The organism is Streptomyces tricolor, from assembly GCF_002155905.1.
Classification (GTDB): Bacteria; Actinomycetota; Actinomycetes; order Streptomycetales; family Streptomycetaceae; genus Streptomyces; species Streptomyces tricolor.
In genome coordinates, this window is sequence record NZ_MUMF01000241.1 from 1 (window position 1) to 13,495 (window position 13,495).

General features: G+C 71.3%; 16 protein-coding genes. 9 read left to right on the forward strand and 7 right to left on the reverse strand.

From position 1 onward, the window contains the following. Nucleotides 1-83: 83 nt before the first annotated feature. Together CCN44_RS17920 and CCN44_RS17925 are read left to right on the forward strand one after the other, a co-directional pair. Complete coding sequence (locus CCN44_RS17920) at nt 84-281, forward strand: CbtB domain-containing protein (RefSeq protein ID WP_086698221.1); 198 nt, start codon at nt 84-86, stop codon at nt 279-281. Between the two features lie 15 nt (nt 282-296). Continuing rightward, nucleotides 297-1,064, forward strand: coding sequence for a CbtA family protein (locus tag CCN44_RS17925; protein ID WP_086698222.1), 768 nt, complete (start codon nt 297-299; stop codon nt 1,062-1,064). Between the two features lie 235 nt (nt 1,065-1,299). Here CCN44_RS17925 and CCN44_RS17930 read toward each other — a convergent pair whose 3' ends face one another. The 5 genes from CCN44_RS17930 to CCN44_RS17950 all read right to left on the reverse strand — a co-directional run bounded on the left by CCN44_RS17930 (nt 1,300) and on the right by CCN44_RS17950 (nt 4,959). Beyond that, nucleotides 1,300-1,851 carry a hypothetical protein gene (locus CCN44_RS17930; RefSeq protein ID WP_086698223.1) on the reverse strand — a complete coding sequence of 184 codons (552 nt, stop codon included), beginning with the start codon at nt 1,849-1,851 and terminating at the stop codon, nt 1,300-1,302. Beyond that, a complete protein-coding gene (locus tag CCN44_RS44065; protein WP_143649838.1) occupies nt 1,848-2,849 on the reverse strand; it encodes a WD40/YVTN/BNR-like repeat-containing protein in 1,002 nt (333 codons plus the stop codon). The genes CCN44_RS17930 and CCN44_RS44065 overlap by 4 nt, the downstream gene beginning before the upstream one ends. A 544-nt stretch (nt 2,850-3,393) precedes the next feature. Then, a complete protein-coding gene (locus CCN44_RS17940; protein WP_086698225.1) occupies nt 3,394-3,675 on the reverse strand; it encodes a hypothetical protein in 282 nt (93 codons plus the stop codon). Further along, nucleotides 3,672-3,914, reverse strand: a complete 243-nt coding sequence (locus CCN44_RS17945; protein WP_086698226.1) for a hypothetical protein — start codon at nt 3,912-3,914, stop codon at nt 3,672-3,674. Before CCN44_RS17945 ends, CCN44_RS17940 begins: the two co-directional genes overlap by 4 nt. Before the next feature lie 379 nt (nt 3,915-4,293). Continuing rightward, the gene (locus CCN44_RS17950) at nt 4,294-4,959 is read right to left on the reverse strand and encodes a TVP38/TMEM64 family protein (RefSeq protein WP_086698227.1); all 666 of its coding nucleotides are present in this window, start codon (nt 4,957-4,959) and stop codon (nt 4,294-4,296) included. A gap of 452 nt (nt 4,960-5,411) precedes the next feature. Between CCN44_RS17950 and CCN44_RS17955 the strand changes: the two genes are divergently transcribed. The 7 genes from CCN44_RS17955 (at nt 5,412) to CCN44_RS17985 (ending at nt 11,709) form a co-directional block, all read left to right on the forward strand. Continuing rightward, nucleotides 5,412-6,251 carry a transporter substrate-binding domain-containing protein gene (locus CCN44_RS17955; protein WP_086698228.1) on the forward strand — a complete coding sequence of 280 codons (840 nt, stop codon included), beginning with the start codon at nt 5,412-5,414 and terminating at the stop codon, nt 6,249-6,251. Nucleotides 6,252-6,271: 20 nt separating this feature from the next. Further along, nucleotides 6,272-6,919: an amino acid ABC transporter permease gene (locus tag CCN44_RS17960; RefSeq protein WP_033309283.1), complete on the forward strand. Its 648-nt coding sequence runs from the start codon at nt 6,272-6,274 to the stop codon at nt 6,917-6,919. Then, entirely contained in the window at nt 6,916-7,776 is an 861-nt protein-coding gene (locus CCN44_RS17965; RefSeq protein WP_086698229.1) for an amino acid ABC transporter ATP-binding protein, read from the forward strand. Before CCN44_RS17960 ends, CCN44_RS17965 begins: the two co-directional genes overlap by 4 nt. Continuing rightward, nucleotides 7,773-8,996, forward strand: a complete 1,224-nt coding sequence (locus CCN44_RS17970; protein WP_237480917.1) for an aminotransferase class V-fold PLP-dependent enzyme — start codon at nt 7,773-7,775, stop codon at nt 8,994-8,996. Before CCN44_RS17965 ends, CCN44_RS17970 begins: the two co-directional genes overlap by 4 nt. 179 nt (nt 8,997-9,175) lie before the next feature. Then, nucleotides 9,176-9,640: a hypothetical protein gene (locus CCN44_RS17975; protein WP_086698231.1), complete on the forward strand. Its 465-nt coding sequence runs from the start codon at nt 9,176-9,178 to the stop codon at nt 9,638-9,640. Between the two features lie 97 nt (nt 9,641-9,737). Next, complete coding sequence (locus tag CCN44_RS17980) at nt 9,738-10,868, forward strand: PLP-dependent cysteine synthase family protein (RefSeq protein ID WP_086698232.1); 1,131 nt, start codon at nt 9,738-9,740, stop codon at nt 10,866-10,868. 277 nt (nt 10,869-11,145) lie between these two features. Continuing rightward, nucleotides 11,146-11,709, forward strand: coding sequence for a DUF2752 domain-containing protein (locus CCN44_RS17985; protein WP_158103112.1), 564 nt, complete (start codon nt 11,146-11,148; stop codon nt 11,707-11,709). Between the two features lie 289 nt (nt 11,710-11,998). Here CCN44_RS17985 and CCN44_RS17990 read toward each other — a convergent pair whose 3' ends face one another. Further along, entirely contained in the window at nt 11,999-12,565 is a 567-nt protein-coding gene (locus CCN44_RS17990; RefSeq protein ID WP_158103113.1) for a DUF305 domain-containing protein, read from the reverse strand. Between the two features lie 235 nt (nt 12,566-12,800). After that, nucleotides 12,801-13,495, reverse strand: a 695-nt coding sequence (locus CCN44_RS17995) for a M15 family metallopeptidase (protein WP_244203934.1), incomplete at its 5' end; no start/stop codon positions are given.

A 13,495-nucleotide genomic window follows, 5' to 3' on the forward strand; every position in this document is an offset into this window, starting at 1 on the left:
ATCCAGAAAAGCGCCGCCAGCTTCGGCTCCTGCCGCGCTTACCTCACGCAGCAGACCCGCCGCCTCGCCAGTTCTCTCCTCTACTGCACCACGCCGCGCCCCCTCCCCTCACCCTCCCCGTCCGGGCGATCCTGCCCTGGGCGGCGTTCTTCGGCATCCTGATGCTGATCCTGCTGTACTTCGTCGGCGCCGAAGGCGGCACGGCGGCTGTCTTCTCCGGCGAGGGCGTGCACGAGTGGGTGCACGACGGACGCCACCTGCTCGGCTTCCCCTGCCACTGAGACGAGGCCGCGCACATGAACTCCGCCACCGTCAGAACCCTCCTGGTCCGTGGCATGCTCACCGGCATCGCCACCGGGGTGCTGGTCTTCGGGTTCGCCTACCTCGTGGGTGAATCGCCGCTGAGGTCCGCACTCGTCTTCGAAGCCGCCCACGAGACCGAACACGGCCCGGAACTGGTCAGCCGAACCCTGCAGGAGACCGCCGGCCTGGCCACCGGCGTGCTCTTCTTCACCACCGCGTTCGCCGGAATCGCCGCCCTGGCCTTCTGCTTCGCCCTGGGCCGCATAGGCCGCTTCGGTCCGCGGGCCACCGCGGGCCTGGTCGCCCTGGGCGGCTTCGTCACCGTGTTCCTGGTGCCGTTCCTCAAGTACCCGGCGAGTCCCCCGGCGGTCAGCAGCCCCGACACCCTCAACCAGCGCACCGCCCTGTACTGGCTGATGATCGCGCTCAGTGTGCTGATCGGCATCGCGGCCGTCGTCCTGGGCCAGCGGCTGGCCCCACGCCTGGGCAACTGGAACGCGACCATCACCGCCTCCGTGGCCTTCGTGGTGGCAGTCGGCCTCGCGCTTGCGTTCCTCCCCGCGGTCAACGAGATGCCCGAGGGCTTCCCGGCCAATGTGGTCTGGGACTTCCGCGTCGCCGCGGCCGGCATGCAGCTTCTTCTGTGGGCATCCTTCGGCCTGATCTTCGGCCACCTCGCCGAGCGGGTCCTGGAACCGCGTACCGCCAACGCACCCACCCAGCAGGCTGTCCCACCGCAAGCAGCCCCCGCACCCCACTGAGAATGCCGGACTGACGGGCCCGCCGGGGACACCTCCTGCGGGCCCGTCCGCATGTCCCATGGCGACCTCGGGTGCGATCCGCCGAATGCCTGCCCCACGTGCGTGCTGCGCGTCGCCGAGGCCCGCGGCATACGTCTGCCCGTGCCGGGACCCGCGCACGTGACCGACGGCGACGTGCCGGAGAAATAGCCGTGCCCGGCGGGGCCAGCACTCCCCCGGCGTGCGGTCGCCCTCGTCACGAGGCCGTGCTGGCGGCGGGGTCGCGGAAGTCGGGCGGCAGTGCGCCGTCCACGCGGGTCACCAGGGCCGGTGCGCACGTACGCATGCTCTGCCTGGTCACCAGCAGCAGGGACAGCGTGGTTCCGGTCTCGTCGTCGATCGGGAAGCGTGCGTCGGGGTAGCGCCGGGAGAAGTCGATGATCGTGTCGACGTCCCGGGTGAGCGACGTCTGCCTGGCGCTCTTGTCCTTGGCGCGGCATGTGGCGTCGATGTCGTGGAGGGCCTCGTGCACGGGACGGACCTGGGCGGAGGGCGGGGTGACGAAGGACGCCGTGGCGCTCGGCTCGGCAGTGGCGGCCGAACCAGTACCGCCGCCGGAACCGCCCCGCAGGGCCACCACTGCGGAGGTGGCCAGGGCGAGCACCACGGCGGCGGCCACCACCGACAGCAGCAGACCCGCCCTGCGGCTGAGCGGCGGGGCGGCGGGCCCCGCCGCGGAGTCGGGTCTGCCGGCGGCGGCCCCGCTGCGGTCCTCTTCGACCTCTTCCGCGTCGCGGCGCGTCGTCACGAAGTGGCCTTCCAACTGGTGCCGCCGTCGGTGCTGCGGTAGACGCGAGCGGTCTTGCCGTCGAGCGCGCCCGCGTACAGGGTGCTGCCGGTGGCGTCGTAGCCGACCGCGCTGGTGCCCTTGGGCACGTCGGCGTCCTTCCAGGTCTTGCCGCCGTCGGTGCTCAGCTGGGCGCCGTCCATGCCGACGGCGATGATCCGGTTGATGTCCTTGGGGTTCCAGGCAGCGGCCATCGCGCCCATCGGGCCGCCCAGCTCCTTCCAGGTCTTCCCGCCGTCGGCGCTGGTCTGCAGGCCGCTGGACATGTCGGGGGCGATGAGGCGCTGCGGGTCCTTCGGGTCGACCAGGATGGTGCCCATGAAGGAGCGGCCCGCCTCGACGTTGACCGCCTTCCAGGTCGTGCCGCCGTCGGTGGAGGCGAGCAGCCCGGACTCGGGAGAGCCGACGTAGACGGTGTCGCCGGCGCCGCCGATGGCGTGGACGTCACCGAGCGCGTTCTTGCCGGTCACCTTGGTGAAGGTGGCTCCGCCGTCGGTCGACCGGTACAGCCCCGGGTGCCCGCCCACCAGCACGGCGTCGTTCGTGCTCGCCCACCCCATGGCGTCGGCCCCGCGCAGCGAGGGCACGTCCTGCCAGGTCTTGCCCCCGTTGCCGGAGGCGGCGACGGCCGCGTGCCCGCCCACGTAGAGCCGGCTGCCGACCACCGACACCGTGTGCAGGTCCCCGCCCACGAGGGGCCTGGTCGCCGACCCGCTGGACGAGCCGCCGCCGCCGTCGCCGCGGGTGGTCAGGAAGACCCCGCCCGCCGCGACCGCCACCACGGCCAGGGCCGCGCCGCCCCAGCGCAGCCGCCGCGCCCGCTGCTCGGCGCGCCGTGCCGCGGCGGCCTGCTCGGCTGCCCTGGCCCGGCGGCGTTCGCCCTTGGTGGGCCTGGCGGCTGCCGTCGACTTGGCTGCCGCGGCCGACGGCTTCGTCTTGCGGGACGATGTGGAGGACATGATCGTGCTTCCTTCGCAGGGGTCGTGAGGGCGGAGACAGTCGGCGCGGGCGGCCCGCGTACATCCCGCCGGGTTGGACGGTCGCCGCCTCCCGGCGGCGACGCACTGGATGATCGGGAAGAAGTCCCTGAATGTCAGGGGGCCGAAGGAGAACGCGGCCACCTTTCCGGAGCGGTCGAGTACGTAGGCGGTGGGGAGGGCTCTCGGGGCCATGCACCGGAAGCCGGCAGGGTACGGCCGTCCGGGGCCGAAGATGCTCGGATACGTGATGCCGTAGCCGCGCTGGAGCGCGAGCACGGACGCCCGGTGAGCGTGGTGCCGGACAGGGCGGGAGTGAGCCTGCGCCTCGCCGACGGGAAGTAGCGGGACACCGAGGCGCCGGTCGCCGCCGCGGGAATGCCTCTGCTCTGCTGCGAGCCCTTGGCAGCACCGCAAGCGGTGAAGGTCGCGGCCCCCAGCACGCCGACGGCGCACACGTGCCGTCCCGACGCGCCCACGGGGCGGGAGACGGCGTCGGGACGCCGTACGGGAAGGAGCGATCTGGTCAGCGGATCTCATCCTTCACGGGCTGCCCGGTGTCGTCGGAGCGCAGATCCGCCTCGTGACGCAGCAGCCGGGCCTCTTCCCGCAGTCGCTTGATCTCGGCGTCGACGTCCGTGTCCGGGGCCGACTGTGCGCCCGGCGCCCCGCAGCACGATCGCGCCGCGGCCTGCCGATCCGGGCCCGCGTGCCCGGCGGCACCCCGGCGCATCGGCCGCACGCAGCAGAAATACATCATCGCCGCCGACGCCACGGCGAGGAGGAGGGGCAGCGCGTAGCCGCTCACAGTGTCCGCTCCCGAACCGGGACGTCAGGCCGATGGCCGACCTCGGCCCGCAGCTCCTCGACCTCGGCGCGCAGCGCCTCCAGCTCCTTGCGTCGCGGATCACTCGGGGCCGACGCTGTTGTGCCCTCCGCCGTGTAGGTCTCGGCCTGGCGGCGGCCGGACCGGCTCATGAACCACATCATGAGGCCCATGCCCAGCGGGCAGGCCAGCAGGGGCAGGACGGTGAGCAACTGACTCATCAGGCTTCTCCCTTCGGCGCGAACGGTGTGGCCTGTCGGCGCAGGCCGTACCGCGCGGCGGCTCAGTCATCTCCGCGCTTCTGTGCGAACGATGGCAGTCAACACTCACATCCTATGTGACTTAGGTACTAAGGCGTATAGGAACTGAGGTCGTCAGGACGCTGTGTCCAGCTGCGCTCGCTGCGGCGCGATGCGCAAGACGCAGATCGGACCAGCGACTGCGCGGGCGGCGGTCCACCCCAGCGCGACCCCGGCTGTCCACGACAGCGGCGCGAACGGGCCCCGACGACTCGGCCGGCCACCGGATCCTCTGGTTCGCCGGAACCGGGTCCCCTGGACTCTCGAGGCGGACGTCGCGGCGACCAACCGATCAGCCCCGTCAGGCCACCCCATGAGCCGTGGGCGCGGTGATCGCCCGCCGGGACCGCCACATGGAGCCGAAGGTCAGTACTGCGAGCGCGACCATGACACCGGCCGAGATCAGGAACGCCGGCGAGGTCGGCGACGAGGCCGAGGACCCGGCGACGACGTAGGCCGCCGTCCCGGGCAGCACACCCAGTGCCGTCGCGGCGGCGAAGGAGTGCAGCCGCACACCGGAGAAGGCCGCCGCGAAGTTCACCGCCTGGAAGGGAACGCCCGGCACGACGCGCAGCAGGAAGACGCTTCGGAACCCCTGCTCGGTGAGCCGCCGGTCCAGCGCCCCCAGCACCTTTCCCCTGAGGAACGGCTGAAGCGCCTCACGGCCCAGCCCCCGACCGAGCGCGAACGCCAGGACCGCGCCGAGAGTCGTCCCCGCCACCGCGAGCACCAACCCTGCGGGGATGCCGAAGAAGACCCCGGCCGCGATGTTCAGCACCGGCTTGGGGAAGAAGGCCAGGGTGCCGATCGCGAACACGAGTACGAAGCCGAGCCCTGCCCAGACCGCGGGAACGTCCGGCGCGAGCAGCCCCTGAGTGAGGAGCCGCCGGGGATTCCACAGAAACAGGGAACCGGCCGCTGCCGCCAGGACCATGAGAAGCAGAGCCAGCCGAGCGGCCGGTGTCATACGCACGCGCCGAGTGTACCTACGAGGTCTTCACCCGGTCGGCCCACGATCCGCCCTTCACGCCCCCAGCGTGCCGACGGTCACGGGCGCGAGACCAGGCCCGAGTACGAGCGAGGACAGGTAGCGGGCCACCCCGTACGGCAGGACGGTCACCGCCGGCTCTCGCCCGGGCCGACCGCCGGACCGCTCGTATCCTCGCCACCGATCGGGGCCGCCCACGCCGACCGTCCGGCGGACACGCGCTCGAAACGCCGGTTTCCCTGAAGTAAATACCCCCACGGGGTACTTGACGCTCCCTGCGAGTAAGGAGCACTCTGCCGATGCGCCCCTCACAATTCCGTCGGCAGCAGCCCTCTACCTTCCTACCCGGTTCACGCGTCGCCGAAGACGACGTGGACCGGTGCCCCCGCTTGGAGCGGCCCGGGCTGCTGTGATCAGGAAGGACCGCGACTGTGAACAACCGTCAGACCTCCCGATGTCTCCAACTCGCGGCACTGCTCGTGACCGGCGCAGTGACAGCCACCGGGTGCTCGGCCGCTGCGAGCGACAGCACCCTCGACAACGCGCGCTCCAAGGGCACCCTGAGGGTCGCCCTCACCCAGGCCAACCCGCCGTGGAACTTCCTTGACGGCGACAACGAACCGGTCGGCTACGACGTCGACGTGGCCCGTGAGCTGGCGAAGCGGCTCGGCATCGGCAAGGTCGAGTTCGTCGGCTCGGACTTCGGCAGCTTCATCGAGGGAGTGCGGGCCAACCGGTTCGACATCGTCATCTCGGGCCAGACGATCACCGCGGAGCGCAGGCAGCAGGTCGACTTCTCACGTCCGTACGAGGTCAACGGCATCTCCGTCTTCGTCGGCACGGGCAACACCTCCATCACCGGGCTCGCCTCCCTGAAGGGCAGACGGATCGCGGTGACCGAGGGCACCACGCAGGCCGAGTACGCCCGTACGAAGATCCCGGGCGCGCGGATCAAGACGTACAAGAACGCCACGCTCGCCCTGACGGACGTCGGACAGGGCCGGGCCGACGCCGCGCTCGTGTCGAAGTTCCAGGGCGCCTACCTCGCCGACAAGAACGACCTGCGGGTGAAGGCCACCGGAGCGCTGCTGGAGACCGAGGTCAACGGCATGACGTTCCGCAAGGGCCAGCAGGACCTCAAGGGGAAGGTCGACAAGGCGCTGAACGACATGATCGGCGACGGCACGCTGTCGGCCATCTCGCGCCGCTGGCTCGGCGGCCTCGACATGGCCGCCGAGCTGCGCAAGCTGCCCGCCGGCCAAGCGGGTTGACGGGAGGGAGGAGAACAGCCATGGATCTGATCGTCCGCGACTTCCCCGACCTCCTGCGCGCGATGGGCGTCACGCTCCTGCTCGGCGTGGTGTCGTTCGTGCTCGGCTGCATCCTCGGCGCCCTCGTCGGGCTGGCCAGGATCTCCCGGTTCCGACTGCTCAAGGGCCTCGCCATCGCCTACGTGTCGGTGTTCCGCGGCACACCGCTGCTGATCCAGATCATGCTCGTCTACTACGGCCTTCCGCAGCTCGGCATCCTGATCGAGCCGATCCCCTCGGCGATCCTCGCCCTCACGCTGTACGCCGCGGCGTACCTCAGCGAGAACTTCCGCGCCGGGATCATCGCCGTCGACCGCGGCCAGTGGGAGGCGGCCCACTCGATGGGCATGCCGTACTGGCGAATGCTCCGGCGGATCGTCGCCCCCCAGGCGATCCGGGTCGCGCTGCCGCCCATCGGCAGCCGATTCATCGCGCTGATGAAGGACACCTCGCTGGCCTCCGCGGTGACCGTCGTCGAACTCACCCGGGCGGCCGAGACCATCGGCAGTTCCACCTTCCGCTACATGGAGGCGTTCCTCGTGGCCGCCGCGGCCTACTGGCTGATCAACACCGCGCTCTCGCTGGGCCAGGGCGCCCTGGAGCGCCGACTGGGGAGGGCCTACGCATGAACACGACGGACCAGCCCGGCACACCGGGCCGGACGGACAGCCCGATACACATACGCGGCCTTCAAAAGCGATTCGGCGCGCTGGAGGTGCTCAAGGGCGTCGATCTCACCGTGGCCCGCGGGGAGGTGGTCGTGGTGATGGGGCCCTCCGGCTCCGGGAAGACCACACTCATCCGCTGCATGAACCTGCTGGAGGAGCCCGACGCCGGCACCGTCGCCGTCTGCGGCTGCTCGGTGGAGTGCGGCGACCGGGCGCGCCGGCGTGAACGCGCCCGGCAGGTGAGGGAGATCCGGCACCGTACGGCCATGGTGTTCCAGCAGTTCAACCTCTTCCCCCACCTGACCGCCCTGGGCAACGTGGCCGAAGGGCCCCTGTCGGTACGGCGTATGCCCAGGGCCGACGCGGAGGCGCTCGCCCGGCGACTGCTCGACCGGGTCGGCCTGGCCGACAAGGCCGCCGAGTACCCGGCGCGGCTGTCGGGCGGCCAGAAGCAGCGGGTCGCCATCGCCCGGGCGCTGGCCATGGAGCCGGAGGTCGTCCTCTTCGACGAGCCGACCTCGGCGCTCGATCCCGAACTGCACGCCGAGGTCCTTCAGGTGATGCGCGAACTCGCGCGCGACGGCATGACCATGGTCGTCGTCACGCACGAGGTCGAGTTCGCGCGGGAGGTGTCGGACCGGGTGGTCTTCATGGACGGCGGCGTCGTTCTCGAAGAAGGACCGCCCCGGGAGTTCCTGAGCCGTCCGGCCCACCCGCGGGCGCAGGCGTTCCTCCGCCTGGTCGCACACGACCTGCCCGAGGAAGGGGCCGACGACGAGGGCCCGGACAAGCCGACACGATGGGAGCGGGCGAGTTGACGGACACGCGAGAAGACAGGCAGGCCGAGGAGAACAGGGACTTCACATCCGGGGAGGTCGCCCGGGCCCGCGCCGACACCCCGGGATGCGCCAAGGTGGCCCATTTCAACAACGCCGGCGCCGCCCTGATGCCCCGGCAGGTCATCGACGCGTCCGTACACCACCTGCGCCTGGAGGCGGACATGGGCGGCTACGAGGCGGCCGCCCACGCCGCTGAGCGCATCGAGGCGGTGTACGACTCTGCGGCGCGGCTCCTCGGTTGCGGCCGCGACGAGATCGCCCTGGTCGACAACGCCACCCGGGCCTGGGACATGGCCTTCTACGGCATCCCGTTCCGTCCCGGGGACCGCGTCCTGACCAGCATGGCCGAGTACGGCAGCAACTTCATCGCCTATCTCCAGGTCGCCAAGCGGTACGGCGTCCAGGTCGACGTCGTCCCCAACGACGAGCACGGCCAGATCTCGGTCGACGCCCTGAGCGCGGCGGTGGACGAGCGGGTACGGGTCATCTCGCTGACCCATGTCCCCACCAACGGAGGGCTCGTGAACCCCGCCGCCGAGGTGGGGAAGATCGCCCGTGAGGCGGGCGCGCTGTATCTCCTGGACGCCTGCCAGTCGGTGGGCCAACTCGCCGTCGACGTAGGGGAGATCGGCTGCGACATGCTCTCCACCACCGGCCGCAAGTACCTGCGCGGACCACGCGGGACCGGGCTGCTCTACGTGCGCAAGGACGTACTCGACCAGTTGGTCCCGCCCGTGCTCGACCTGCACGCCGCCACCTGGACCGCGCGCGACCGGTACGAAATGCGGCCGGACGCACGCCGGTTCGAGACCTGGGAGGCCAACTACGCCGCCCAGCTCGGCCTCGGCGCCGCCATCGACCATGCCCTGGGGTGGGGCCTGCCGAGGATCCAGGCACGCGTGACCCGCCTCGCCGGGACGCTCCGGGAACGGCTCGCCGAGATCCCCGGCGTCAACGTCCGGGACCTGGGCGTACGGCGCTGTGGCATCACCACATTCACGCTGGACGGCGTGGCGGCGGACCGGGTCAGGACAACCCTGGCCGCACAGGGGATCAACGTCAGCGTGTCCCGGACGGCCTCCACCCGGCTGGACATGGACGACCGCGGCCTCGGGGAGGTCGTCAGGGCGTCGGTGCACTACTACAACACGGAGGAGGAGGTCGCCGCCCTGGCCCGCGCGGTGCGAAGCTGCACCTGATCACGCCCACGCGAACAGCCGCGCGCGGTCGGCCCGTCGCGCCTGCCCGACATCCTCACCCCCAGCCCTGCGCTAAACGCCTTCGTAGCACACGGGGTGGAGTCACGGCAGGAGCGAACTCTTCACTCGAAGATGCATAAAAGGTGACTGATCGTGACATTCCAGTTACGATCAGTGGCATGCCGCAGGGATCCGTCGGCCGCGCGGCGTCGCGCAAGCCGGCCCTCGTCCTCCTGGTGGGCCTGGTGCTGACGCTCACGGCCCATCTGGTGGCGTGCGCCGTGCACGCCGCGGAGGACCACGGTCCCGCGGTGTCGGCCGCCTCGCCAACGCACGGGAAGCACGGGGCGCACACCCACGGGACCCTCGCTGCCGGACCCGCCTGTTCCCCGGTCGGCTGGGCCGACGAGCATCCGGGGCAGGACGCCGACCTGTGCTGCGATCCGGCGGACCTGCCCGCGGACCTCCGCGCGGCGAGCGGGTCGATGCTCCTGGCGTTCCCGTTCCTCGCGCTCCTCTCGCTGGGCCGCCGCCCGGAGGACCCGACGGCGTCCGGGGCTCCCCCGGGGCCCGGGGAAGGGTCCCGCGCTCCCGGGTCCTCCGGCCTCACTCTGCTGCAACTGGTCTGCGTCAGCCGTACGTGACCGTGCCCGCCCGGCGTCTCCGCCGGGCGTTCCGGCACCCCCCACGGACGGCACGGACGTGCGGCCCCGCCATGAGCGGGCCGCGGAAGGACCACTCATGAGCACGGCCCTGCGCGGCATCTCCTCGCGCGACATCACCTCGTTCCTCGCGGCACACGAAGTCCCCCAACCGGCCGGGGCCCCGCGCCGCTCCCCTGCTGGCATGGTCGGCAACACCCCCGTCCTGTGGGTGGGGGAACCCCTCAACCCTCCGGGACGCGGCTTCTGGGCAAAGCTGGAGGGCGCCAACCCCGGCGGCATCAAAGACCGCCCGGGCCTGCACATGGTCGCCACCGCCCGCAAACGCGGCGACCTGGCACCGGGCGCGCCCGTCATCGAGTCCACCAGCGGCACCCTCGGCCTCGGCCTCGCCCTGGCCGGCATCACCTACGGCCACCCGGTCACCCTGGTCACCGACCCCGGCATGGAGCCGCTGATGGTGCACCAACTGCGGGCCTTGGGCGCGCACGTGGACATCGTCACCGAGCCCCACCCCGTGGGCGGCTGGCAGGAAGCCCGCCGGCAGCGCGTACGCGAACTGCTCGCCCGTACGCCGTCGGCCTGGTGCCCCGACCAGTACAACAACCCCGACAACGTCGCCGCCTACGCCCCGCTCGCCCTCGAACTGATGGTCCAGCTCGGCCGGATCGACGTCCTGGTCGCGGCAGTCGGCACCGGCGGCCACTCGGCCGGCATCGCCCGCACCCTGCGCACCTTCAACCCGGAACTGAAGCTCGTCGGCGTCGACTCGGTCAACTCCACGGTCTTCGGCCAGCCCGCGGGACCGCGCCTCATGCGCGGCCTGGGCAGCAGCATCCACCCCGGCAACGTCGACCACACGGCCTTCGACGAGGTTCACTGGGTGGCACCGGGCGAGGCCGTGTGGACCTGCCGCCAACTGGCCCGCGGCCACTACGCCAGCGGCGGCTGGAGCGTGGGCGCGGTCGCCCTGGTCGCGGGCTGGCTGGCCCGCACCGAGCCCGAGCGCACCCGGATCGCCGCAGTCTTCCCCGACGGCGTGCACCGCTACTGGAACACCGTCTACAGCGACGAGTACTGCCGCGCCCACGACCTCCTGGGCACCTTCTCGGCTACCGACCCGGACGCGATCGCCCACCCCGGCGAGCGCACGGTCGCACGGTGGACCCGGTGCACCCACGTCACCGTGCCGGAGGAGGCCGTGCGATGAAGTCCCTCGCCACGCGGTTCCGTTCGTTCAACGGATGCGTCAGGCTGCTGATAGTCCAGCAGTTCACCGGCACCGATGTCCGGTAGCCCGCCCAGCGCGGCTGATGCCGACAGCTGTAGGACGAGCGGCCGGGCCACTGCCGTGCCGCGTCTCACTGCGCGGCGGGCGACGCCGGGCGCACGGCCGGTCCGCCAAGCGTCCACAATGAGGGCGCGGAGGCACCCTGACGGCGGCCCGAAACGGCGACTTGAGACCGCAGGCGATGGAGGACGTCGGGATGAGTGACACGGCGACGGCTGGGGCGGAGGGCCGGCGGCGATGGCTGCCGTTGCAGGTGCATCTGGAGGGGCACGACCGACACCGGTGGGCCGGGCCGCTGGCCGCCGTCGGCCTCGCCTCCGGTGCGCTGCTGGCCGTCCTCGGGCTGCCGCCGGTGGACTTGCACAGCCCACTGCACCACGCGGGCGTGATGGACCCGCTGTGCGGCGGGACCCGGGGCGTACACGCGGCGATGTTCGGGGACTTCGTCACGGCATGGCGCTACAACCCGCTCAGCCTGCTCCTTGTACTGGGTGCGGCCGGAGTGCTGGGGCGCGAGGCAGTCGGCCGACTGCGCGGCCGGTGGCCGAACCTCCGGGTCCGCAACCGCGGGGCGGCGGTCGCGACCGGTGTCGTGCTCCTGGTGGCACTGGAGGCGAATCAGCAGGCACACGCCGACCTGCTGAGCTCCGGACCGGGCCGCGCGCCGTCCGCCTGGCTGCTGCTGTCGGTCACCCTGCCTCTGGCCGCAGCCGTGGTGCTCCTGGTCCTGCTGCTGATCAGGCGGGCCGGTCGACCCTGACAGTCCGGCCGCTGCCGTACGGTGGTCCGCCGCTCGGGGCGTTTCCCGGGCCGAGGCGAGGGCGGCGCCGACTCCGCCGGGACACTTCCCAGGCCAGGAGGTCTGCCTGCGGCCATGAGGTGCGGCCTGCCGCCATGGGGCTGAACCGGCTGCGCACGCAGGCCGACGGGGTCCGCGACGGCTGGCGTCACGCGCCCCCACACCTGTGATATTGGGTGGCAGGGAACGCGTCCGTCCTTCCTGCCACACGCGATGGCCGACGCCCACGGCGGGCTCCTCTGGCACAGGCTCAGAGCTTGGCGAGAAGTCGCGTCAGGCTCTGGACCTCGCCCTTCTGCATGGCGGCCATCATGACTGCCTGCTGCTTCACGGTCGCATTGCGGCCGTCCCCGAGCACGCCCCGGGTCATCTCGATCTCGCCATTGCGGTGCTCGATCATCGCCTTCAGGAAGGCGCGGTCGAAGGCGACCCCCTCGGCGGTCTTGAGCTTCTCCATGTCGGCCTCGGACATCGAGTCGGCCATCTTCATGTCGCCGCCGTCATCGCCGCCCATGTCCATGCCGCCCTCGGCGGCGGACTCGGGCCTGTTCCAGTACCTGAGCCAGCCTCGTGCGGCGGCGAGTTCCGTCTTCTCGTTGGTCATGGTCCTGCTCGCCAGATCCTTGACTTCCTGGTTCGAGGCGCGGCCGGGGGCCAGGCCCGACATCTCCACGAGCTGCGAGCAGTGGGCGATCATGCCCTGTGCGTAGGCCACGTCCGCGTCGTTGAACGGACCCGGCGCAGTCGTCGGCATGACCATCGCGCCCTCATGGGCGGCCGTGGAGGCAGACGGCGAACCGGACGTGCCGTCACCCATGTCCATGCCTCCCATGCCACCGCCGCACGCGCCGAGAAGCACGGCTCCCGCAGAGACACCGGCAAGGACAAGGAGGCGACGGGACTTACGCGACCGGCCGGGAAGACGTGTCATGAGTGTTCTCACCTCAGTGCAGCGGAAAAGGAAGCAGGAACCGGAAGCCCGGGGACCCGGAAGCCGCGTCCTGGACCCGGGTCATGATGTGAACGCATGTCAGCGGCGCGGCCGGACCGGCTCACCCGGCCGGGGCGGACTGCCCCGCTGTCGACCCCGCTGTCGACGGACTGGCAGCGGACGGACTCGCGGTGGGCCCCTTGAAGGGCACGGACGGGTACCCGGTGTCGAAGTGCATGTAGTCGGGCACCTTGATGTCCTGCCAGACCCATCCCTCCTCCGTGAACGCCTGCCAGACCAGCCCGCCCTCGAGGATCTTGCCCTTCCCCTCGGTGCGCTCGGCGTACTCGGCGCTCGGCGACCACTTCTTGGTCCGCAGGTTGATCCACGGGTTCTCGAACGGGTTGATGTCGATCGCGCGGCCGTTGGCGTGCGGGGACTCCCTGAACGGGGCGTTGATCTGGTCGGGGCGCCGGCAGTTGAACGCGGAGGTGTTGTCGGCGGCCAGGCTGGCGTTGAGGTCTCCGTCGTAGACCTCCATCGGCTCCATCCGGCGGATGGGGAAGCCTTCCTCGAACAGTCGCGTGAAGATGCGGACCACGCTGGCCGTCACATCGGCGTTGACCACGAGGACGCCGCGGTGCACCTTGCCGTCGAAGCCGAGGTAGTTCATCTCCACGCGGCGCAGTTGGTCACGGACGTCTGGGCAGCCCTTGCGCCACAGTCCTGCCGCCACCATGCGGGACCACTGAGCGTCCGTGATCTCCTTGACGGCGGCTTCCAGGGACGGTGTGAGGGAAGGGGTCGGGGAGGAGG